The sequence below is a fragment of the Amycolatopsis thermalba genome (assembly GCF_023376025.1).
In the GTDB taxonomy this organism is placed as follows: Bacteria; Actinomycetota; Actinomycetes; order Mycobacteriales; family Pseudonocardiaceae; genus Amycolatopsis_E; species Amycolatopsis_E thermalba.
In genome coordinates this window covers 2,853,688-2,875,494 of record NZ_CP091196.1, presented here as the reverse complement: position 1 = coordinate 2,875,494, position 21,807 = coordinate 2,853,688, and the positions used below count along the sequence as shown (strand labels likewise).

General features: G+C 73.3%; 22 protein-coding genes. 10 read left to right on the top strand and 12 right to left on the bottom strand.

Going from position 1 to position 21,807, the window contains the following annotated elements:
• Positions 1-19: 19 nt before the first annotated feature.
• The 5 genes from L1857_RS13870 to glnT are packed head-to-tail and all read right to left on the bottom strand — an operon-like array spanning position 20 to position 5,375.
• Positions 20-1,201, bottom strand: coding sequence for an NAD(P)/FAD-dependent oxidoreductase (locus L1857_RS13870; protein ID WP_240323064.1), 1,182 nt, complete (start codon positions 1,199-1,201; stop codon positions 20-22).
• Positions 1,198-2,511 carry an FMN-binding glutamate synthase family protein gene (locus L1857_RS13865; RefSeq protein ID WP_116109597.1) on the bottom strand — a complete coding sequence of 438 codons (1,314 nt, stop codon included), beginning with the start codon at positions 2,509-2,511 and terminating at the stop codon, positions 1,198-1,200. The genes L1857_RS13870 and L1857_RS13865 overlap by 4 nt, the downstream gene beginning before the upstream one ends.
• 13 nt (positions 2,512-2,524) lie before the next feature.
• Positions 2,525-3,193 carry a GltB/FmdC/FwdC-like GXGXG domain-containing protein gene (locus L1857_RS13860; protein WP_094005208.1) on the bottom strand — a complete coding sequence of 223 codons (669 nt, stop codon included), beginning with the start codon at positions 3,191-3,193 and terminating at the stop codon, positions 2,525-2,527.
• A complete protein-coding gene (locus L1857_RS13855) occupies positions 3,181-4,044 on the bottom strand; it encodes a class II glutamine amidotransferase domain-containing protein (RefSeq protein WP_094005209.1) in 864 nt (287 codons plus the stop codon). The genes L1857_RS13860 and L1857_RS13855 overlap by 13 nt, the downstream gene beginning before the upstream one ends.
• 14 nt (positions 4,045-4,058) lie before the next feature.
• Positions 4,059-5,375: a type III glutamate--ammonia ligase gene (glnT, locus tag L1857_RS13850; RefSeq protein WP_249465252.1), complete on the bottom strand. Its 1,317-nt coding sequence runs from the start codon at positions 5,373-5,375 to the stop codon at positions 4,059-4,061.
• Between the two features lie 151 nt (positions 5,376-5,526).
• On the opposite strand from glnT, the gene L1857_RS13845 reads away from it, so the two are divergent.
• Genes L1857_RS13845 through L1857_RS13835 form a run of 3 tightly spaced genes read left to right on the top strand, consistent with a single transcriptional unit; the run spans position 5,527 to position 7,225 of the window.
• The gene (locus L1857_RS13845) at positions 5,527-5,982 is read left to right on the top strand and encodes a nuclear transport factor 2 family protein (protein ID WP_094005281.1); all 456 of its coding nucleotides are present in this window, start codon (positions 5,527-5,529) and stop codon (positions 5,980-5,982) included.
• On the top strand, positions 5,979-6,785 hold the full coding sequence (locus L1857_RS13840; protein WP_116109600.1) for a Rossmann-fold NAD(P)-binding domain-containing protein: 807 nt from the start codon (positions 5,979-5,981) through the stop codon (positions 6,783-6,785). The genes L1857_RS13845 and L1857_RS13840 overlap by 4 nt, the downstream gene beginning before the upstream one ends.
• 23 nt (positions 6,786-6,808) lie before the next feature.
• The gene (locus L1857_RS13835; protein ID WP_116109601.1) at positions 6,809-7,225 is read left to right on the top strand and encodes a DUF6292 family protein; all 417 of its coding nucleotides are present in this window, start codon (positions 6,809-6,811) and stop codon (positions 7,223-7,225) included.
• Here the strand turns inward: L1857_RS13835 and L1857_RS13830 are convergent.
• The 3 genes from L1857_RS13830 to L1857_RS13820 form a co-directional block, all read right to left on the bottom strand.
• Positions 7,222-7,599, bottom strand: coding sequence for a DUF5994 family protein (locus L1857_RS13830; RefSeq protein WP_116109602.1), 378 nt, complete (start codon positions 7,597-7,599; stop codon positions 7,222-7,224). The two genes, L1857_RS13835 and L1857_RS13830, sit on opposite strands and share 4 nt — an antisense overlap.
• Positions 7,600-7,782: 183 nt before the next feature.
• On the bottom strand, positions 7,783-8,559 hold the full coding sequence (locus tag L1857_RS13825) for a DivIVA domain-containing protein (protein ID WP_116109603.1): 777 nt from the start codon (positions 8,557-8,559) through the stop codon (positions 7,783-7,785).
• A gap of 210 nt (positions 8,560-8,769) precedes the next feature.
• Positions 8,770-9,474 carry a DUF998 domain-containing protein gene (locus L1857_RS13820; protein ID WP_116109604.1) on the bottom strand — a complete coding sequence of 235 codons (705 nt, stop codon included), beginning with the start codon at positions 9,472-9,474 and terminating at the stop codon, positions 8,770-8,772.
• An 89-nt stretch (positions 9,475-9,563) separates the two neighbouring features.
• On the opposite strand from L1857_RS13820, the gene L1857_RS13815 reads away from it, so the two are divergent.
• Positions 9,564-10,265, top strand: coding sequence for a TetR/AcrR family transcriptional regulator (locus tag L1857_RS13815; RefSeq protein ID WP_116109605.1), 702 nt, complete (start codon positions 9,564-9,566; stop codon positions 10,263-10,265).
• Positions 10,266-10,365: 100 nt separating this feature from the next.
• Here the strand turns inward: L1857_RS13815 and L1857_RS13810 are convergent, their stop codons facing one another.
• Complete coding sequence (locus L1857_RS13810) at positions 10,366-11,685, bottom strand: MFS transporter (protein WP_249465250.1); 1,320 nt, start codon at positions 11,683-11,685, stop codon at positions 10,366-10,368.
• Positions 11,686-11,828: 143 nt separating this feature from the next.
• Between L1857_RS13810 and L1857_RS13805 the strand changes: the two genes are divergently transcribed.
• From L1857_RS13805 to L1857_RS13790, 4 genes are read left to right on the top strand one after another with little or no spacing between them, the layout of a single operon-like run.
• Entirely contained in the window at positions 11,829-12,566 is a 738-nt protein-coding gene (locus L1857_RS13805; protein WP_094005217.1) for a PIG-L deacetylase family protein, read from the top strand.
• Positions 12,563-13,270, top strand: a complete 708-nt coding sequence (locus tag L1857_RS13800) for a 4-carboxy-4-hydroxy-2-oxoadipate aldolase/oxaloacetate decarboxylase (RefSeq protein ID WP_094005218.1) — start codon at positions 12,563-12,565, stop codon at positions 13,268-13,270. The genes L1857_RS13805 and L1857_RS13800 overlap by 4 nt, the downstream gene beginning before the upstream one ends.
• Positions 13,267-14,307 (top strand): 4-oxalomesaconate tautomerase, encoded by a 1,041-nt coding sequence (locus L1857_RS13795; protein ID WP_094005219.1) that lies wholly within the window; start codon positions 13,267-13,269, stop codon positions 14,305-14,307. The genes L1857_RS13800 and L1857_RS13795 overlap by 4 nt, the downstream gene beginning before the upstream one ends.
• 19 nt (positions 14,308-14,326) lie before the next feature.
• Positions 14,327-15,286, top strand: a complete 960-nt coding sequence (locus tag L1857_RS13790) for a catechol 2,3-dioxygenase (protein WP_116109608.1) — start codon at positions 14,327-14,329, stop codon at positions 15,284-15,286.
• Positions 15,287-15,411: 125 nt separating this feature from the next.
• Here L1857_RS13790 and L1857_RS13785 read toward each other — a convergent pair whose 3' ends face one another.
• Positions 15,412-16,062 (bottom strand): TetR/AcrR family transcriptional regulator, encoded by a 651-nt coding sequence (locus L1857_RS13785; protein ID WP_094005282.1) that lies wholly within the window; start codon positions 16,060-16,062, stop codon positions 15,412-15,414.
• Between the two features lie 133 nt (positions 16,063-16,195).
• On the opposite strand from L1857_RS13785, the gene L1857_RS13780 reads away from it, so the two are divergent.
• Together L1857_RS13780 and L1857_RS13775 are read left to right on the top strand one after the other, a co-directional pair.
• The gene (locus L1857_RS13780) at positions 16,196-17,839 is read left to right on the top strand and encodes an MFS transporter (protein WP_116109609.1); all 1,644 of its coding nucleotides are present in this window, start codon (positions 16,196-16,198) and stop codon (positions 17,837-17,839) included.
• The gene (locus L1857_RS13775) at positions 17,836-18,594 is read left to right on the top strand and encodes an MSCRAMM family protein (RefSeq protein ID WP_116109610.1); all 759 of its coding nucleotides are present in this window, start codon (positions 17,836-17,838) and stop codon (positions 18,592-18,594) included. Before L1857_RS13780 ends, L1857_RS13775 begins: the two co-directional genes overlap by 4 nt.
• Positions 18,595-18,875: 281 nt before the next feature.
• Here L1857_RS13775 and aztD read toward each other — a convergent pair whose 3' ends face one another.
• Positions 18,876-20,009, bottom strand: coding sequence for a zinc metallochaperone AztD (aztD, locus tag L1857_RS13770; RefSeq protein WP_240323409.1), 1,134 nt, complete (start codon positions 20,007-20,009; stop codon positions 18,876-18,878).
• Between the two features lie 14 nt (positions 20,010-20,023).
• Complete coding sequence (gene aztC, locus L1857_RS13765; protein WP_249465248.1) at positions 20,024-20,917, bottom strand: zinc ABC transporter substrate-binding protein AztC; 894 nt, start codon at positions 20,915-20,917, stop codon at positions 20,024-20,026.
• Positions 20,918-21,807: the final 890 nt, after the last annotated feature.

Here is a 21,807-nt window from a genome sequence, read left to right as displayed (position 1 = left end):
GCCCATCCACCGATGATACTCAGCGCATCTCCCCCGCCCCCACATACGGGTGCGGGCTGGTCAGCAACGCGCCCTCGGCGAACCGCGACAACCGGAAATCCGTCTCCGGCACGTCCGGGTCCCCGCTCTTCCCGTCCACCACCAGGTCCGCGACCAGCGCCCCCACCGCGGGCGAGATCTTGAACCCGTGCCCGCTGAACCCCGCCGCCACCACCAGCCCGCCGACCGGCGTCAGGGAGATCACCGGGTTGAAGTCCGGCGTCACGTCGTAACACCCCGCGTAGGTGCTCGCGATCGACGCGTCCGCCAGTCCCGGGAACCGCCGTGCCATCTTCTCCACCGCCAGCTCCAGGAAGTCCGCGTCGGCCCGGTTGGCGTAGCTGTCCGGGTCGGCCGGGTGCAGCCGGGCCAGATCGCTGTTGCCGAACAGGATCTCCCCGGACACCTCGGGCCGCACGTACTGCAACGACACCAGATCGGAGAACACCGGCACCGCCCCCAGGTCCACCCCCGGGTCGACCAGCACGATCTGCTCCCGGTGCACGGTGATCGGCAGCTCGATCCCGTGCGCGGCCAGCAGCGGCACCGACCACGGCCCGGCCGCAACGACCACAGTGGACGCCCCGATCACCGACCCGTCGGCCAGCCGCACCCCCGTCACCCGCTCCCGGGACACCAGCACCTCGGCCACCGCCGCGCCCTGCCGGATCCGCGCACCGGCGGCACGAGCCGCCGCGGCAAACGCTTGCGCCGTCGAGTACGCATCCCCGTACCCGCCGCGCGGCTCCCAGGCGAACGCGGCGAAGTCGTCCAGATCCGCGGCCGGCCACAGCTTCGCGACCTCGTCCCGGCCGATCTCCTCCGTCTCCACCCCGACCGCGCGCTGGTCGGCCAGGCTCGCCCGCAGCGCCTCCACATTGGACTCGCCGACCCCCACGACGTACCCGGTCTGGTGGAACCCGATCTCCGTGCCCAGGACGTCGGAAGCGTTCTCGAACAGCTCCAGCCCCGTGCGTGCCATCGCCGCCAGCGACGACACCCCGTAGTGACAACGCACCACACCGCTGGACTTGCCCGTCCCACCCGACCCGACGGTGTCCCGTTCGCACACCACCACGTCCGTCACCCCGCGCTGCGCCAGCGCCCACGCCGCGGCCGTGCCCTCCAGACCGCCGCCGACGATCACCACCTCGGCGTTCACCGCGACATCCCCGGAATCCAGTCGGTGCCGGCCAGCGGCACGCGGGCCATCGCGGCGGCCTCGATCGTGAGCGCGACCAGGTCCTCGGGCTCGAGGTTGCGCAGGTGCGCCTTCCCGCACGCGCGCGCGAGCGTCTGCGCCTCCATCGTGAGCACCCGCAGGTAGTTGGCGATCCGGCGGCCGCCCTCGACCGGGTCCAGGCGCGCGGCCAGCTCCTCGTCCTGGGTCGTGATGCCGGCCGGATCGCGGCCGTCCTGGAAATCGTCGTAGAACCCGGCCGCCGACCCGATCTTCGCGTACTCCGCCGCGTAGCGCGGGTGGTTGTCGCCCAGCGCGATGAGCGCGGCGGTGCCGATCGCGACCGCGTCCGCCCCCAGGGCCATGGCCTTGGCGACGTCGGCGCCGGTGCGGATGCCGCCGGAGACGATCAGCTGGACCTTCCGGTGCAGCCCCAGCTCGCGCAGCGCCTGCACGGCCTGCGGGATCGCGGCCAGCGTGGGGATGCCGACGTGCTCGATGAACACGTCCTGCGTCGCGGCGGTGCCGCCCTGCATGCCGTCCACCACCACGACGTCGGCGCCCGCGGCGACGGCCAGCTTCACGTCGTAGTAGGTGCGGGTGGCGCCGACCTTGACGTAGACCGGCTTCTCCCAGTCGGTGATCTCGCGCAGCTCCAGGATCTTGATGGCGAGGTCGTCCGGACCGGTCCAGTCCGGGTGGCGGCAGGCCGAGCGCTGGTCGATCCCGGCGGGCAGCGTACGCATCCCGGCGACGCGCTCGGAGATCTTCTGCCCGAGCAGCATCCCGCCGCCGCCCGGTTTCGCCCCCTGGCCGAGCACGATCTCGATGGCGTCGGCCTTGCGCAGGTCGGCCGGGTTCATCCCGTACCGCGAAGGCAGGTACTGGTAGACGAGGTGCTTGGACTGGCCGCGCTCCTCGGGCGTCATGCCGCCGTCGCCGGTGGTGGTGGACGTGCCGGCCTCGGACGCGCCGCGCCCGAGCGCCTCCTTCGCCTGCGCGGACAGCGCGCCGAAGCTCATCCCGGCGATGGTGACCGGGATGTCCAGGTGCAGCGGGTACCTGGCGTGGCGGTCGCCGAGGACGACGTCGGTGCCGCAGCGCTCGCGGTAGCCCTCCAGGGGGTAGCGGGACATCGACGCGCCCAGGAACAGCAGGTCGTCGAAGTGCGGCAGCGGGCGTTTCGCGCCCCAGCCGCGGATGTCGTAGACGCCGGTCTCGGCGGCGCGCTGGATGGCGGCGATGGTGGCGCGGTCGAACGTCGCGGACTCGCGCAGGGCGGGGTCGGTCATGTGCTGCTCCTGGTCAGTACGAGTTGTGCGCGGCGAAGTGGTAGAGCTTGCGGGCGGAGCCGTAGCGGCGGAACTCGGACGGGTCGTGCGCCAGGCCGGCGGCGGCGAGCAGGTCCTTCAGCTCGCCGAGGTGCTCCTCCCGCATCGGCTTTTCGACGCAGTCCGCGCCGAGCCCACCGACCGCGCCGCGCACGTAGATCCGGGCCTCGTAGATCGAGTCGCCGAGGCCGTCCCCGGCGTCGCCGCACACGACGAGCCGCCCGGCCTGCGCCATGAACGCGCTCATCGGGCCGATGTCGCCGCCCACCACGATGTCGATGCCCTTCATCGAGATGCCGCAGCGCATCGACGCCGAGCCCTCGATCACCAGCAGCCCGCCGTGCCCGGTGGCCCCGGCCGACTGGGACGCGTCGCCGGTGACCCGGACCAGCCCGGACATCATGTTCTCGGCCACCCCGGTACCGGCGTTGCCGTGCACGGTGACGGTGCCGCCGTCGTTCATGCCCGCGCAGTAGTAGCCGGCGTGGCCGCGGACGTCGACGGTGATGTCGTCGCGGATCCCGGCGGCCAGCGCGTGCGCGCCCTGCGGGTGCAACACTTCGTACGCGCGCGCGGCCGGGGCGTGCAGCTCGGCGTTCAGCTCCCGCACGGTGGTGCGGGTGAGGTCGATCAGCGCTGCCATGCGTAGACCCTTTCCGGCTCGGGCTCGTAGATGCGGGCGGTCTCGATGCCCGGCAGGTCCGCCAGCGCGCGGAACTCCGAGGCCATCGCGACCCAGGCCGGTGTCTCGGCGATGATCGCGGGCTTGCAGGCGATCGCGTCGCGCACCACGGCGAACCCGTCGGCGCTGGTCACCAGCAGGGTGTAGAAGCCGTCGAAGCGCTCGCACAACGCACGCAGCGCCTTGTCCAGGTCCTCGCCCTGCGCCAGCCGCTGGGCGACGAACCGGGCGCCCACCTCGGAGTCGTTCTCGGAGTCGAACGACACGCCCTGCGCCCGCAGCTCGCGGCGGATGGTGGCGTGGTTGGCGAACGATCCGTTGTGGACCAGGCACTGGCCGGGCCCGACGGAGAACGGGTGGCAGCCCTCGGGCGTGACCGCGGACTCGGTGGCCATCCGGGTGTGCGCGAGGCCCTGCCAGCCCTGCGCGTTCGCCAGGTCGTAGGTGCCGGCCAGCTCCCGGGGGTGGCCGATTCCCTTGTAGACGGTCAGATCCGTGCCCGCGCCGACGATCCGCTCCCCCGGCAGCGCGGCCACCAGGTCGTCGACGGACATGGGCGCGGCGAGCACGGTGGTGTCCCCGGCCTCGGTCACCAGGGCGTCGGGAAAGCGCTTGCGCAGCTCCGCGGCGTCGGCGGACAGCAACGACACCGCGGCGTAGCCCTCGGGGCAGCGGCGGCGGTCCCCGTAGACGGCGACGCCCGCCGAGTCCGGGCCGCGCTCGACCACCTGGCACAGCATCCCCTCCAGCAGCCGCCCGAGCCGGGGGTAGAGCCCGGGGTCGCGCAGGTGCAGCCCCACGATTCCGCACATGGCGGGTCTCCTTCCTAGAACGCGGTCAGGTAGCGGTCGTGCTCCCAGGAGCCGACCGTGCCGTGCCAGTCGAAGAACTCCTCGCGCTTGAGCCCGGCGAAGTACTCGGCCACGCCCGGCCCGGCGGCGTCCAGCGCGGCGGTGACCACCTGGTCCGCGCCCAGCGCGTCGACCGCGTGCAGCAGCGTCGGGGGCAGCTCCGGGTGTCCGGCGGTGTCCGGGTCGAGCGCTCGCTCGATGCCGTCCAGGCCAGCCGCCAGCGCCGCGGCCAGGGCGAGGTAGGGGTTGGCCGAGCCGTCGCCGCCACGCAGCTCGACGCGGTTGCCGTCCGGGATGCGCACGTAGTGGGTGCGGTCGTTGCCGCCGTAGGTCGCGCGCCGCGGTGACCAGGTGGCGCCCGAGCGGGTCGAGGTCGCACCGGTGCGCTTGTAGGAGTTGACGGTCGGCGCGAGCACCGCCTGCAGAGCGGGTGCGTGCGCGAGGATTCCGGCCAGGAAGCGGCGGGCCACAGTGGACAGTCCGTGCGCCTGATCCCCGGGGAACAGCGGCGTGCCCTCGCGCCACAGCGACAGGTGCAGGTGCATGCCGGAGCCGGTCTGGTCGGCGAACGGCTTGGGCATGAACGTGGCGGTCATGCCGCGCCGCTCGGCCAGCGTGGAGATCAGGTACCGGGCGGTGATGACGCGGTCGGCGGTGGTGAGCGCGTCGGCGTAGGCGAAGTTCTGCTCGAACTGGCCGTTGGCGTCCTCGTGGTCGTTGGCGTAGTTGCCCCAGCCGAGGGCGTTCATGGCCGAGGAGACGCCGGTGAGGTGGTCGTACATGCGGGTCAGGCCGCGGGCGTCGTAGCAGGGGCGGGCCGCGTTGTCGTGGGCGTCGGCGGGGACGAGCCGGCCGTCGGAGCCGCGGCTGACCAGGAAGTACTCGACCTCCGCGCCGGCGAACAGCTCCAGCTGCCGGTCCGCGGCCCGCCGCAGGAGTTCCTTGAGGATCACGCGCGGCGCGAACGGCCACGGCCGCCCTTCGACGTGCGGGTCGCAGTGCACCAGCGCCAGGCCCTCGCGCACGGCGGGCAGGAGGGTGTAGCTGGCCGGGTCGGGGATCGCGATCAGGTCCGGGTCGGAGGGCTGCTGGCCCATCGCGCCGACCGCGTATCCGGCGAACCCGACGCCCTCGTCCTGCAGCTCGCGCGCGGCCTCGACCGGCACGAGCTTCGCGCAGGGCTTGCCGGTCAGGTCGACGAAGAGGGCCAACAGGAACCGCACACCGTCGGCACGGGCACGCGCGGCGAGGTCGGGCGCGGCCGCCGGCGCGGGTGGCAGGTCGAGCGTCATCTCGGTCTCCCTGTTCTGTGGAGGCTTATCGTTTCACGAAACTGATTGTCGCCACAAGAAAGGTGCCGATGGTTACCGGCGCGTGAACACGCGTTACAGGACGCGCTACTCTGGACGAGACGGTATCGTCTCGACCATTCGAGGAGTGTTCGTGAACCTCTCGACCGAGGACCGGCGCCGTCGCGCGCACGAGGCCGTGGACCGGCTGCAGGAGCGCGTGCTGGCGCACGACATGAACGGTTTCGCCGACGTCTTCGCGCCCGGCGGCGTGATGGAGTTCCCGTTCGCGCCGCCCGGCTGGCCCACGCTGCGGGGCCGGGAAGCGGTGCGCGAGTACGTGCGCGACTACACCGACCACGTCGACATCCGGGCGATTTCCGCGCAGACGCGGCACGAGACCGCCGACCCGGACGTGCTGATCGTGGAGTGGGAGGTCGACGGCACGGCGCTGCGGACGGGGCGGCCGTACCGGATCCGGTACGTCAACGTGGTCCGGGTGGGCGCCGAGGGCATCGAGTCGCTGCGCGACTACTGGAGCCCCCTGGCCGCCGGGCACGCGCTGGGCCGGCTCGACGAGCTGGTCGCGATGCAGGAGGGGGCGCGGTGAAGGTCCTGGTCACGGGCGCGACCGGGAACACCGGCCGTCCCCTCACCCGGCTGCTCGCCGAGGCGGGCGCGACCGTGCGCGCGGCCAGCAGGCGCGCCGGTTTCGACTGGTCGGACCCCGCGACGCACGACGCGGTGCTCGACGGGGTGGAGCGGATGTACCTGGTCGCGCCGGTCGGGGTCGCCGAGCCGGAGCCCGTCGTGCGGCCGTTCCTCGAGCGTGCGCGGGACGCGGGCGTGCGCCGGGTCGTGCTGCTCAGCTCGTCGGCGGTGTCGTCCGGCGATCCGGGGCTGGGGCGGGTGGACCGGGCGGTGCGGGAGATCATGCCGGAGTTCGCCGTGCTGCGGCCGTCGTGGTTCATGCAGAACTTCACCGGTGACCATCCGGTGGCCGACGGCATCCGGACCCGCGGCGAGATCGTGACCGCGACCGGCGAGGGGCGGATCGCGTTCGTCGACGCGGCGGACATCGCGGCTTCGGCCGCGGCGCTGTTGCTGGCGGACGAGTGCGGCGGCGAGGAGCACGTGATCACCGGCCCGGAGGCGATCAGCTACGCCGAAGCGGCCGCGATCTACACCGAGGTCACCGGCGTGCCGGTACGCCACACCAGTGTCAGTGCCGTGGAGCTGGCGGACCGGTTCGTGGCCGCGGGCTATCCGGCGGACTTCGCCGCCGCGCTGGCCGCCCTGGACGACGGCATCCGCCGTGGCAGCGAGGACCGGGTGACCGGCACGGTGCACCGGCTGACCGGCCGCCCGCCGAAGCCGCTGCGTCGCTTCCTGACCGAGCGGCTCAGGCGCTGAGTGCCTCCAACTAGGCTGGTCGCATGGATCCTCGCGCTGCCGGCCTGACCGAACTGAGCCGCGGGCTCGCCGGATACCTGCGGGCGGTGGCCGAGGCCGTCGGGGTGCCGGCGGAGGCGACCTCGTTCGAGATCAGCGACACGGCCACCGCGTACCTGGGCCTGACCCGGCGGTGGCCGACGCGGCCCGGCGAGGACCTGATGCTCGTGTGGAGCGAACGCAACGGCTGGGCGGTCGCGGTGGAGACCGATCCCGGCGAGACGCCGATGGTGCTGGCCTGGTTCGCCGGCGAGGACGTGGTCCCGGAGCCGGCGGAGGTGGCGCGGTTCGTCACCGGTGTCCTCACCGCGGAGCGCTCCACCGAGCCGCGGCCGGTGTTCGCGGTGGACGTCGGCCGCACCGAGCTGGCCGCACGGCTGGCGCGGTACGTGGAGAACTAGACGCGGCCCGGCGGCACCACCACGAGGACGAGGCTGTCACCCGCGGTGGTCGTCACGGACACCGTGTCCGAACCCTGCCTCCGGTACCCCACGACGGGCGCCAGCGACCCGCGCTGGTCGAAGTGGCGCACGGCGGGATCCCAGGCGGTCGTGTGATAGGCGATCCGGTCGATCGGCCCGAGACGGGCTGCCAGCACCGCGCGCAGCGCCGGCAGCTCCGCGGACAGGTCTCGCGACCGGGGCCACCAAGCCCCGTCGACGTACCCCGGGGTGGGCGCCGTCGGGTTCTGACTCGCTCGGAGTTTCAGCCGCGGCGGCCCGGCGGCCATAGCGGCCTTCGGGGTGGTGGTGCGAACGTGCGGGCCCGACGACATGCCGGTGCTCCTGCCCCCGGCCCATCATGAGCCGGCCTCTTCGGCCGGGAAAGGCACCGGCTTGACCACCGGTGCGCGGGATGTTCCCGACACCTCCGACGCTACACCCACCCGGGCCGGATAGCGCCGTCCGCGAGCGAATTTTCCCGCGCCGGCAGCGAAAAAGCGCCGCCGGTTCGCTCGTCAGGCTTCGGCCACCGCGTCCTGCTTGGCCTGGCGGCGCGCCTTGGCCGCGAGCATCGCCGGGCTGATCTTGCCCGTCTCGGCGGGTTTGCGCGGCTCCGGCGCGTCCGGGATCTCGTCCGCGGGCTCCGCCGGCGTCTCGTCCACATCGGACTCGGCGGACTCCGCGGACTCCGCGGACTCAACGGTCTCGTCCGCATCGGACTCCGGCTCCTCGGTGTCCGTTCCGGTGTCCAGCAGGTCCAGCGCCGGCGGCTGAAGGTCCGGGGTGCGCGCGGCCTGCTCGGCCGCGGAGTCGATGATCTCGCCGATCCGCACCAGCTGGGCCAGCAGGGTCTGCCGGGTGGCGCGCAGGCGGTCCACCTCCTCCTCGGCCCGGCGGATCATCTCCTGCGCCTGCTCGTTCGCCTGTTTCGCCAGGTCCTCGCGCTGGCGGCGGGCCTCCTCGGCCTGGTCCTCGTACGCCTTGCGGGTCTCTGCGGCGTCCTGTTCGGCCTGTTCGCGGATCTCGCGCGCCTCCAGCTCGGCCTGGGCGATGATGCGCTCCACCCGGGCGCCGATGTTGCCGGACCCCACGATCTGCAGGGGCACCGACGGATCACCGCCCAGTTCGGACAGCCGCCGCTCCTTCTCCTCCAGCTCGCTCGCCAGGTGCCCGGTCCGCGCGCGCAGCCGGCGGATGTAGGCGTCGACCTCCCGGCGGTCGTAACCACGCAGAGCGGACGAGAACTCGACGTCGCGCTCGGCCAGGATGTCATTGCCACCGCTGTTGACCATGCCCCGAGTCTCGATCGCGCTGCCGGGCCCCGCAAACGGCAACTCCCGTTCGGCTGAAGATCGGGTCCGGCACGGCACCCCCGGCGGGCCACCGCACCGTAGCCGTCCGGCGTCACGCGCACTCCGATCGTGCGATCGGACGCCCGCCACCCCCGGAAGCGACTGCTCGGCGTGAGCAGGAACCGGCGCGGCCCACCGGTACGGGTGATATCACGCCTCCTGGGACACCGCGGCCCGGCGCGGGCCGTCCGGGTGCGGCGTGGCGCGGTAGAGGTGGACCGACACCGCGGCCAGCCAGCCCCAGGCGAGCAGGAGGACCACCCAGAACGCGAGCACCACCGCGGGACTGGACGAGCCGGACGCCAGCCCGCCGAACCCGGCCAGGAACGCGACCCCCACGACCCACGAGCCCCAGGCCCAGCCGGTCCGCCCGGCGCGCCGGAAGTGCGTGCCCAGCACGACCATCGCCAGCACCAGCGACAGGAAGCCGAGCCCCGCGGTGACCAGGTGCAGCAGGCCGTGCACGGTCGCCTCGGCCGGTGGGCCGTCGGGCGTGCCGGCCGGGAAGCCGTGCATCGGGTCGGCGACGAACACCCCCGCGCCGATCAGGCCGAGTCCGTACCCGCCGATGAGCCGTGCGCCCCACCGCCCGGCCGGTCTGCCCCGCAGCGCCCGGCCGACCCCGGTGGCGGCCGCGATGACCATCAGCCCGGTGAGCACCAGGTTCCCGATCTGCACCCACCCCCAGGGCCCGTTGACGAGCAGGCTCAGGTCGTGCCGGGTCAGGTCGAACCCGGGCCGGAGCAGCGCCTGGACCAGGCCGAGGACCACGTAGAACGGGCCGGCCAGGACGCCGTAGCCGAGCAGCGAGCGGGTGATGGCCGCGCCGCGGTCGAAGTCCGGAGAAGTCCCCATGAGTTCTTTCCCTTCACCGTGTAGTACCGCTAGTGCACTGGACGGTACCGCTGCGGTACTGTTGAGGGCAATAGTGAAGGGAGTCCGAAATGACGGAATCCGTCGACGTGCCCGACGACACCCTGCTGGTCCGCGTGTCGGCGCACGGTCCCCGGCGCGTACCGCGGGAGGGCCGGGCGCTGGACCCCCGTTCGGTGCGCACGCGCGCCGCGGTCGTCGAGGCCGCGACCGCGCTCTTCCTGACCCAGGGGTACGTGGGCACGAGCGTCGACGACATCGCCGCGGCCGCGCACGTCTCGAAGCGCACCGTCTACAACAACTTCGGGGACAAGGAGAACCTGTTCACCGAGATCGTGCTGGGCGTGACCGCGACCGCGGAGCAGTTCGCGGACAAGCTGGTGGGCGCGCTGCGGGACACCACCGACGTGGCGGCCGCGCTGCGCACCCTGGCCCGCCAGCACGTCGGCGCGGTGTCGAACCCGCAGATCGTGCGGCTGCGGCGGCTGATCATCGCCGAGGCCGCGCGCTTCCCGGAGCTCGCCCGCGAGTACCACCGGCGCGCGCCGGGCCGGGTGATCACCGCGCTCGCGGAGGCCTTCGCCGCCCTGGGCGAGCGTGGCGCGCTGCGGGTGCCCGACCCGCGGCGGGCGGCGGAGCACTTCTCGTTCCTGGTGCTCGGCGCCGTCCTGGACGAGGCCATGTTCGCGCCGGACGCGCCGCCGCCGTCCGAGGCCGAGCGGGACCGGATCGCCACGGACGCGGTCGAGGTGTTCCTCGCCGCCTACCGATGAGAAAACGCCTCCGGCCCTACCGCCGGGCCGGGGGCCGGAGGACAGTGGTGCCAGGTCTCGTCCCTGCCCGGGCAGCGACGCCGACCAGGTCCCCGGCGGTTCAGACCACGTGCCCCGGGGACCGCCTCTCCACGGCGTCCACCGCGGCGGCGGGCCGCCGCACCAGCGCCACCATCGCGGCGCTGAGCAGGCCCGCCACGGCGAACACCGCGAAGCCCAGCCCGGACAACCGGCTCGCCACGAGGATGCCGCCCAGCCACGGCCCGAACACCGCCCCGAAGCGCCCGATCCCGGACACCCAGCCCAGCGCGGTGGCCCGCACGCCGGCCGGGTAGTACGCGCCGACGCTGGAGTAGATCAGCGTCTGGGCGCTGAACAGCCACCCGCCGGTCAGGAACACCACGACGTAGGTCAGCGGCAGCGGCATCCTGATCGCCAGCAGCCCGACCCCCACCGCGGTGAGCGCGAACCACAGGATCGCCACCGGGCGCGCCCCGAACCGGTCCGCCAGCCGCCCGGCGACGAGCATGCCGGCGATCCCGCCGACGTTGATCACCAGCAGGAAGCTGACCGCCGAGCCGAGGTGGTAGCCGTTGCCGCGCATCATCGTCGGCAGCCAGGTGTTGACGCCGTAGACCAGCAGGAGCCCGCCGAACGAGGCGATCCAGAACAGGATCGTGGTGAGCGCGGCCGACGAGGTGAACAGGGCACGCAGGCTGCCCGGCTTCTGCTCGGTCCGCTCCGGTTCGAACGGCTCGAGCGCGACCCGGTGGCGGCCGGCGATCGCCTGCGCCCGCGCCCGCTTCCCCCGGGCCAGCAGGTAGGTCACCGACTCCGGCAGCATCAGGTAGACCACCGGCAGCACCACGAGCAGCGGCACCGCGCCGAGCCAGTACACCGAGCGCCAGCCCAGCGACTCGACCACCGACATCGCCAGCGCGCCGGCGATCGCGCCGCCGGCCTGGTGCGCGGTCATCACGATGGTCACGCTGAGGTTCTTGCGCCACGGCGGCGCGTACTCCATGACCATCGCGATCGCCGACGGCAGCAGACCGCCGAGGCCGACGCCGGCCACGAACCGGGCGGCCCCGAACACCTCGGCCGACGGCGCCATCGCGCACGCCGCGGAGGCGAGCGAGAAGACGACCACGCCGGTCAGGATGATCTTGCGGCGGCCGATCCGGTCGGTGACGATGCCGGATCCGAGCGCGCCGAGCAGCATGCCGAACGTGGTGAGGCTGCCGATCGTCCCGCCGGTGACGGCGGTCAGGCCGAAACCCTCGTCGGCGAGCACGCCGGGCAGGGTCGCGCCGTAGACGAACAGGTCCAGCCCGTCCAGCAGGACGAGCACCCAGCACAGCGCGATGACCCGGATCGACAGCCTGCCGACCGCCGGATCCCGCTGTTCCCACACGGACATCGGCGTCCCTCTCGTCCTCGGTTCGGGTGAACGAACGACCGCGAAGGTACTGCGCGCCGATCGTGCACACAAGATTGTTGACAATTTTGGCTGCAAATAGGCATCCTGGCTGGAGCACGAGCCGACCCGAGGAGAAGAAACCCATGCCAAACCCGACGACAGGAAGCCTGCTGGTGGTCAGCGCGCACGCGGGCGACTTCGTGTGGCGGGCCGGCGGCGCGATCGCCCTGGCCGCCGAGCGCGGCGAGCGGGCGACGGTCGTCTGCCTGAGCTTCGGCGAGCGCGGCGAGTCCGCCCGCGCCTGGCGCGAGGGCAAGAACCTGGACGAGATCAAGGCCATTCGCCGCGCCGAGGCCGAGAACGCGGCCGCGGCGCTGGGCGCGGAGGTGCGCTTCTTCGACGCGGGCGACTACCCGTTGCGGGAGTCGCCCGAGCTGGTCGACCGGCTGGTGCACGTCTACCGCGAGCTGGCGCCGACCGTGGTCCTCACGCACACCCTGTCCGACCCGTACAACGGCGACCACCCGGCGGCGGCGCGGATGGCGCTGCAGGCGCGGGTGCTGGCGCAGGCCATCGGCTACGACGCGCCCGGCGATCCGCTCGGCGCTCCCCCGGTGTTCTTCTTCGAGCCGCACCAGCCCGAGCAGTGCGACTTCAAGCCGGACGTCCTGCTCGACATCACCCCGGTGTTCGACCGCAAGCGCAAGGCCATGGAGTGCCTGCCCGCGCAGCAGCACATGTGGGACTACTACACGGATCTCGCCAAGCGCCGGGGCGTGCAGCTCAAGCGCAACGCCGGGCCGAACCTGGGCCTGCCGCACCACACCCTGGGCGAGGCCTACGTCCGGGTGTACCCGCAGGTCACGGGGGCGCTGGCATGACCGGGGTGATCGTCACCGACCCGCCGCGCGCCGACGCCGGGGAGGTCGACGCGCTCGCGGAGTTCGGCGTCGCGACCGTGCACGAGGCGCTGGGCCGCACCGGCCTGCTCGGCCCGGACCTGCGGCCGATCCAGGACGGCGCGCGGATCGGCGGCACCGCCGTGACGGCGTTGTGCTGGCCGGGCGACAACCTGATGATCCACGCCGCCGTCGAGCAGTGCCGCCCCGGCGACGTCCTGGTCGTCACCACCACCTCACCGTCGCGGGACGGCCTGTTCGGCGAGCTGTTCGCCACGGCGCTGCAGCACCGCGGGGTCCGCGGCCTGGTCATCAACACCGGGGTGCGGGACGTGGCGGACCTGCGCGCGATGGGGTTCCCGGTGTGGTCGGCCGCGGTGAGCGCGCAGGGCACCGTCAAGGCGACCGCGGGCTCGGTCAACGTGCCGATCGTGATCGGCGGGCAGGCCATCCGCCCCGGCGACGCGATCCTGGCCGACGACGACGGCGTGCTGTGCGTGCCGCGCGAGCTGGTGGGCGACGGCCTGCGCGCGTCGCGGGCCCGCGCGGACAAGGAAGAGGCCACGCGGCAGGCGTTCCGTCGTGGTGAGCTGGGCCTGGACCGCTACGGGTTGCGGGACAAGCTCGCCGAGCTGGGCGTCCGGTACGTGACGGCGGAGGAGTACGCGAAGCTGGAGCGCGGATGAGCGTGCGCTGCATGCTGATGCGCGGCGGCACGTCGAAGGGCGCCTACTTCCTCGCCTCGGACCTGCCCGCCGATCCCGCCGAGCGCGACGACCTGCTGCTGCGGATCATGGGCACGCCCGACCCGCGGCAGATCGACGGGCTCGGCGGCGCGCAGCCGGTCACCAGCAAGGTCGCGATCGTCTCCCCCGCCGCGGGCGACCGGGACGTCGACTACCTGTTCCTGCAGATCGGGATCGGGGAGGCGACCGTGTCCGGCCGGCAGACGTGCGGCAACCTGCTCGCCGCGGTCGGCCAGTTCGCGGTCGAGCGCGGCCTGGTGCCGGCCGGTGGTGACCGCACCAGCGTGCGCGTGCGGATGACCAACACCGACGCGATCGCGGTGTCCACATTCGACACTCCCGGCGGGACGGTCGACTACCGCGGCACGACGGCGATCTCCGGCGTGCCCGGCACCGCCGCCCCGGTCGAACTGGAGTTCACCGGGACCGAAGGATCGGTGTGCGGCACCCTGCTGCCCACCGGCAACGTCGTCGACCACATCGGCGGCATCCCGGTGACCTGTGTGGACAACGGGATGCCCGTGGTCGTGGCGCGCGCGGCCGACTTCGGCCTCACCGGCTACGAACCGGTGGACGAGCTGACCGGGCTGGCCGGGGAGATCCAGGCGCTGCGCCTGGAGGCCGGGACGCTGATGGGCCTCGGCGACGTCCGCGACGCGTCGGTGCCGAAGACGACGCTGGTCGCCGCACCGCGCGACGGCGGCGCCATCTGCACCCGGACGTTCATCCCGCTGCGCCCGCACCCGTCGATCGGCGTGCTGGGCGCGGTGAGCGTGGTGACCGCGCTGATGCTGGACGGCGCGGCCGGGCACGAACTGTTCGCCGCGCCGCCGCCCGGCTCGCCGGTCGGTGTCGAGCACCCGAGCGGCACGCTGGAGGTCGGCGTCGAACTGGCGCCCGGGCCTCGCGTGCGGCGCTCCACCGTCATCCGCACCGCGCGGAAGTTGTTCGACGGCACCGTTTTTCCCCGTCCCTGAGAAAACCCGGAAGGCACCGATGCCCCACCTCGCACCCTCGCCCCGTCACGAGATCGCTCACCTCGGTCACGTCGAGCTGCTCACGCCGGAACCGGAGAAGAGCCTGGACTTCTTCGTGAACGTGCTGGGCCTGACCGAGAACGGCGCGCAGGGCGACTCGGTCTACCTGCGCACGTGGGACGACTACGAGCACCACAGCGTCAAACTCACCGCCGCCAAGACCTCCGGGGTGGGGCGGACCGCGATGCGCGCCTCCAGCGAGGCGGCCCTGAAGCGGCGGGTCGCCGCGATCGAGGAGCGCGGCCTGGGCATCGGCTGGGTGGACGGTGATCCGGGGATCGGGCCCACGTACGCGTTCCGGGACCCGGACGGGCACGAGATGGAGATCTACTGGGAGACCGAGAAGTACGACCCGCCCGGGCACCTGCGGCCGTCGCTGAAGAACCAGGCGCAGGCGTACCCGGCGCGCGGGGTGTGCGTGCGGCGGCTGGACCACGTCAACTACCTGGCCCAGGACGCCGCGGCGAACGGCGGTTTCGTGTGCGACGCACTGGGCGGGCGGGTGACCGAGCAGATCCGGCTCGACAGCGGGGTGATTTCCGGGCAGTGGACGCACTTCGCGCAGAAGTCCTACGATCTGGTCTACACCAATGACTGGACCCGCTCGTCGGGGCGGCTGCACCACATCGCCTTCGCGACGGACACGCGGGAGGACATCCTGCGGGCGGCGGACATCGCGCTGGACAAGGGCGTGTTCATCGAGACGGGGCCGCACAAGCACGCGATCCAGCAGACGTTCTTCCTGTACGTCTACGAGCCCGGCGGCAACCGGATCGAGCTGTGCAACCCGGCCGCGCGGCTGATCTTCGCGCCCGACTGGGAACCGATCACCTGGACCGAGGCCGAGCGGGCGAAGGGCCAGGCGTGGGGCCTGAAGACGATCGAGTCGTTCCACACGCACGGCACGCCGCCCGTGTAGGCCCGGTCGGACAGCCGCCCAGGGAGGCCACGCCCACGGCGCCCCCGCGGCCGCGGCTGCCGATCCCGCCGTGCAGCGCGTGGCCGGCCGCGCGGCGGGTCGGGGCGGGGCGGGGCACCTGACGGTCAGCGCGCCGTCGTCACCGGGGCCATCCACAGCCCCAGCACGGCGTCGATCAGGCCGGTCGCCGCGTCGTGCCAGTTCTTTCGTGGTGTCGGGGTGCCGTCGGCCAGGGCGCGTTCCCGCTCGGCGTTCATGTGCACCATCAGCTGCCGCATCATGGCGCTCCGCTCGGCGCGCACCTCGGCCGGCAGCTTCGGCAGGCAGCGCTTCAGCCCGTCGAGCGTCCGCACCATCGACGGCGACGACAACGCGTCGTCGGCGATGATGTCCCGTAGCGCCGGGTCCGTGGTGACCTGCGCGCTGAACCGCGCGAACCACGTCGGGTTCCCCAGCGCCGCCAGGTGTTCCGTGGCCGGCCGCACGATGCACGCGATCCAGTCGCGCGGGTCGTCCGAATCGCCGGTCTCGGCCACCATCCGGTCGCGGATCCGCTCCATCTCGGCCGTGTGCTTGCGCACGATCGCCCGCACCAGATCGGCCTTCGTGCCGAAGTGGTAGCCCACGGCGGCCGTGTTGCCCTGCCCCGCCGCCTCGCTGATCTGCCGGTTGGACACCGCGTACACGCCGTGCTCGGCGAAGAGCCGTTCGGCCGTCGTGAGGATCGCCTCGCGCGTGGCGGTGACGCGATCGGCTCGTGCCGTCTTCGTCGCCATCGTCACCACCGCGGGAATCAGGGCAGGCCACGCGGCCCGCACCGGGGCATTTTACCGATCACCCGGACATACCCTAACCCGGTCTGCTACGGTAAGTCAATCGATTGATTTAAACTCTCCGGAGGCTTCCGCAATGTCCTCTGCCCGCGCCGGCCGCGTGGTGCCGGTCCTGGCGTTCACCGGCATCGTGGTCTCGCTGATGCAGACCCTGATCATCCCGCTGGTCCCCGAACTGCCCGGCCTGCTCGGCGCCTCCTCGGCGGACACCGCGTGGGCCATCACCGCCACGCTGCTGGCCGCCGCGGTCGCGACGCCGACCGTCGGCCGCCTCGGCGACATGTACGGCAAGCGGCGGATGCTGCTGGTCAGCGTCGTCCTGCTGGTGGCGGGGTCGGTGACCTGCGGCCTGTCCAGCAGCCTGGTGCCGATGATCGCCGGCCGCGCGCTGCAGGGCCTGGCCTCGGGCGTGATCCCGCTGGGCATCAGCATCATGCGCGACGAGCTGCCGGCCGAACGGCTCGGCTCGGCGACCGCGATGATGAGCGCCTCCCTCGGCGTCGGCGGCGCGCTTGGCCTGCCCGCCGCGGCGCTGATCGCCGAGAACGCCGACTGGCACGTCCTGTTCTGGACGGCCGCCGGCCTTGGCGTGGTCGCGTTCCTGCTGGTCGTGTCGTTCGTGCCGGAGTCCGCGGTGCGCACCGGCGGGCGGTTCGACCTGCCCGGCGCGCTCGGCCTGTCGGTCGCGCTGCTGTGCCTGCTGCTGGCGATCTCCAAGGGCGCCGACTGGGGCTGGGGCGACGGGCTGACCATCGGGCTGTTCGTCGCCGCCGTCGTGGTGCTGCTGGTGTGGGGCTGGTGGGAGCTGCGTGCGAAGGAACCGCTGGTGGACCTGCGCACCACCGCGCGGCGGCAGGTGCTGCTGACCAACATGGCGTCCGTCGTGTTCGGATTCGCGATGTTCGCGATGTCGCTGGTGCTGCCGCAGCTGCTGCAGCTGCCCACCGCGACCGGGTTCGGGCTGGGCCAGACGATGCTGGTGGCCGGCCTGGTGATGGCGCCGTCCGGCCTGGTCATGATGGCCACCGCCCCGGTGTCGGCGAAGATCTCCCGCACCAGCGGCCCGAAGGTGACGCTGATGCTCGGCGCGCTCGTGGTCGCCGCCGGGTACGGGCTCAACATCGTGCTGATGGGCGAGGTGTGGCAGCTGCTGGTCGCCTCGTGCGTCATCGGCGCCGGGATCGGCCTGTCCTACGGCGCGATGCCCGCGCTGATCATGTCCGCGGTGCCGGTGTCGGAGACCGCGTCCGCCAACAGCCTGAACACGTTGATGCGCTCGATCGGCACCTCGACCTCCAGCGCGGTCGCGGGCGTGGTGCTGGCGCAGATGACCGTCTCGTTCGGACCGGTGACCGTGCCGTCGCAGAACGGGTTCCGGGTGGTGCTGGCGATCGGCGCGGGCGCGGCGCTGGTGGCGCTGTTCGTCGCGGCCTTCCTGCCCGCGCGGCAGCAGGCGCGTGCGGCCGGGCGCTGGGTGTCGGGCACGGTCCGCGGCACGAGCGGCGCGGGCCTGGTCACGGTCACCGCCCACCGGGCCGACGGGAGCGTCGCGGCGAGCACGGCGGCCGGCCCGGACGGCGGCTACGCGCTGGCGGCGCTGCCGGAGGAGCCGCTGACCCTGGTGGCGGTCGAGCACCCGGCGGTGCACGAGACGGTTTCGGTCGGCGCCGGGCTCACCTGGCGGCACGACATCGACCTGGTTCGGAAGGAGCGGTCATGACCACGACGGCCGAGGTGACGCTCACCGGCCGGGTGAGCAGCGGGCGGCGACCGCTGCCGGAGGTGACGCTGACGCTGACCGACCGGGTCGGCGCGCAGGTGTCGCGGGCCCGCACCGGCGCGGACGGCTCGTTCCGCCTCGGCGGGCTGGCGCCGGGCACCTACGTGCTGATCGTCTCGCGCGCCGGGTTCCAGCCGCACGCGACGGTCGTCACGCTCGAAGCCGGGCCCGCGGCGCCGCTGGACGTCACGCTCGAACCAGCGACCAGCGTGCGGGGCGTGGTGCGGGACCGGCACAGCGGGCAGCCGGTCGCGACGGCGGCGGTGACCGCGGTCGGGCCGGGCGGGGACGTCATCGCCAGCACGGTGTCCGATCCGGACGGTGGTTACCGGCTCACCGGCCTCGACGCCGGGGAGATCACGCTGGTGGCGGCCGCGCCGGGTGCCGATCCCGCGGCGACGGTGGTGCCGCTGGGCGGCGGGCGGGAGCACGTGGCCGACCTGGTGCTGGACACGCACAGCACCCTGACGGGAACGGTGACCGCGGACGGCCGCCCGGTGGCGGGTCTGGCGCTGGAGCTGCGGGATGCGTCGGGCCGCCGGGTGGCCGGGACGGTCACCGGGGCGGACGGCACGTACCGCTTCGAGCGGGTGACCGGGGGCCAGTACACGCTGACGAGCACCACCGGCCGCCCGGCGGTGACCACGATCGCGGCAGGGGCGGACAGCGCGGACCTGGTGCTGGAACGTCCTTAGTGAAGGCTCGCCGAGCGGCGCGCCCGGTGGGCGGACCGGCCACCACCCGGTGGCCGGACGCGGGAAGCCCGGCCCGCCCGCCCGCCCGGCGACCGCATCGCGGGCAGCCGTCCGGGCACTCCCGCGGTGAACCGACCCGCCGCGCAGCCAGAGCGCGAGGCCACCCCCGAAGAAGGCGGCCGCCGAGGAGTGAGAAGGCGGGGCTCGAACCGCCAGCAGGCCGCCCCTGCCCTGGAGGGTCGCCACCGCAGGGGCGGCCACCGGAGTGACCGCCCCTTCCCTCAGTGTCCCGCGACGCCGCTCAGCTCGTTCGGCTCGTGGGGTAGCGTCACGCTCGTCCGCTTCTGGCCCGTTCCCAGGTCGACCAGGTGCACCTGCCGCGTCGCCGGTTCGGTCACGTACACGTCGGCTCCCCGGGTGAAGATCGCCGGGCGGGGTTGCTGCCACTCCAGCGGCTCCTCCCACGCCGCGGTCACCGGGATGGTGCGGGTGACCTGCGCGGTGGCCGGGTCGATCACCCGGATCCCGCCGTCCGTGCCGAGCACCAGCGCCTCACCCCGCGGGCCGCGCGCCAGCGAGCGGAACGTGTAGCTGGTGCCGATGTCGACCAGCCGCAGCGTGCCGGTCGCCGTGTCGATCAGCGAGACCTGCCGCGGGCGCTCCAGTTCGGCGTCCTCGTCCTGCTTGTAGTCACCCAGCACGACCGGCGACGCGTCGGAACCGGCCTGGTTTCCGATACGACCGTATTCCGTCGGGCTGGCCACCTTCGTGATGACACCGTCCCGGTAGACCAGCACCCCGTTCTCACACCCGATCACCACCGCCTCGCCGGCCGCGGTCGCCTCGCCGTGCACGCCCGGGCACTCCTCGCTGCGCGCGATCTCCTTCCGCGCGTCGTCGAGGACGACGATGCCCCGCCGCTCCTCCTCATTACCCAGGGTCACCACGAGCCGCCCGTCGGACAGTTCGATGGCGACCCCGTGGTGCGGTTCGGCCGCGCGGTACACCTCGGTCGCCGGCTGCCCGCCCGACAACGTGCCCGGGTCGAACGCGGTGACCTCGCCGGTGCCGTCGGAGAACAACACGGTCCGCCCGGCGTGCCGGACGACGTGGCCGGGCTTCGCGCCGGGGAACTTCACGTCGGTCAGCTCCGCCGACACCGCGTCCAGCGCCTGGAAGCCCTCCGCGGTGGAGACCATCACGTGCCGGTCGTCGCCGGCCGGGTTGATCCGGTTGAAGCCGGACAGCGGCAGGTCCGCCTTCTGCTCGAGCGTGGTGCCGTCGAGCACCAGGAGCCCGCCGTCGTAGGTGACCACGACCGGGTCGGTGACCTCCGGCGCGGCGGACGGGCTCGTGCCGCACGCGGCCAGCACGGCACAGGCCACAATGGACAGCGCCACGGGCGCTTTTCTCATGGGGACAACCTTTCTCATCGGTTCTCGGCAAGTGCGGTGACGATCGCGTCCGTGTTGGACCGCATCATCTCGAGGTAGGTCGCCGCTCCCCCGCCCGGCGCGGTCAGCGATTCGGAGTGCAGCGGGACGACCCGCACGTGCACCCCGGCCTGGTCGGCCAGCACCCGCGCGAGGCGGTCGGGCTGCGAGGAGTCGGCGAAGATCGCCGGCACCCCGGCGGCGCGGATCGCGCCGGCCAGCCCGGCGAGATCCGACGGGCTCGGCGAGGCCAGGGTGGTGCCGCTGGGCACCACGGCGCCGACCACCTCGAAGCCGTAGCGCTGCGCCAGGTATCCGAACACGTGGTGGTTGGTGACCAGCTTGCGGCGCTCGGCGGGGATCGTGGCGAAGCGCTCGGTCATCCACGCGTCGAGCGCGTCCAGTTCGCGCAGGTACCCCTCGGCGTTGGCCCGCACGATCGCCGCGTCGGCCCCGGGTACCCGGGCGACCTCGTCCGCGATCGCCCGCACGACCAGGCGCATCCGTCCCGGGTCGGTCCAGAAGTGCGGGTCGGGCGCGCCCTCCGCGTACGGGATCGGGTCGGCGGCCTCCCCCGCGGCGAGGGTCGGCACCCCCGCTTCAGCGGCCGCCGCCACGTTGCGGGCCACGCCCTCTTCGAGCCCGAGTCCGTTGTGGACGACCAGTCCGGCGTCGGCCAGCAGCGCGGCCTCCTGCGCGGAGAGCGCGAACGAGTGCGGGTCGGCGCCGGGCCGCATCAGCACGGTCACCTCCGCCTGGTCCCCGGCGATCGCGCGGGTGACGTCGCCGAGGATGTTCGTCGTGACGACCACCCCGGCGCGGTCGCCGCCCCCGGCGCAGCCCGCGAGCACCAGCACCGCCGCCAGGACCGCGGCCACGAGGCGGCTCATCGGCCGGTCTCCACGAGCAGCGCCGGCGCGATGCCGACCGGCAGGGTGCGCGCGATCCGCAGGTTGTCGGCGTAGTCGATCTCGTGCACCACCCGCGCGGCGGCGTCGTTGACGTAGGCGCGGCTGGTGTCCACCTGGATCGTGGCGCCCGGGTCGACCGGTCCGCTGATCAGCGGGCGGCGCGCGGTCTCCGCGCCGGTCTCCGGGTTCAGCGCGTGCAGCACGCCGTCGGCGGTCAGGGTGAGCACGGCTCCGCCGGAACCGACCGCGTTGACGGCCACCACCGGCCCGGTGTCGAACCGGCGCCAGGTCTTCGCGGTCACGTCGAGCACCCACACGCCGCGGTCGCCCGCGCGGGCGGTGAGGGTGGTGCTGCCGGGCCGGTGGCTGAACTCCACCGCGCGTTCCTCCGGCGGAACGTCGGCAGGGTACGGGATCTTGGTCGCCGTGAAGTCCTTTTCGGACACCAGAACGGCTCCGCCGGCGCAGCCGAACACCGCTCCCCGCCGGGTCAGCGCGGTGCCCCGCGGATCGGCGCAGGCCGGTTCGAGCACCGATTCGGTGGCGCCGTCGCGGCCGCGGACCTCCAGGGTGCCGTCGGCGACCACCAGCCGCTCCCCCAGCGGGACCGCCGCGCCCGCGGTTTCCCCGCCGGCCGTCAGCGTGGTGCGGCCCTCGGACACCAGGGCGGTGACGGCGCTGTCGGCGTGGGCGGCGACGACCGGCCCGCCGGGGCGCGTGCCCGCGGCGGTGGGCGCGGTGCGGTAGTAGTGCACGTGGTCGCCGTGATCGACCATCCACGAACCACTGTCCACCACGTGCACCGTGCCGCCGGAGGACAGGTAGGCGAAGCGGCCGTCGGTGGCGACGCGCTGCACGCCGGGCGCCGG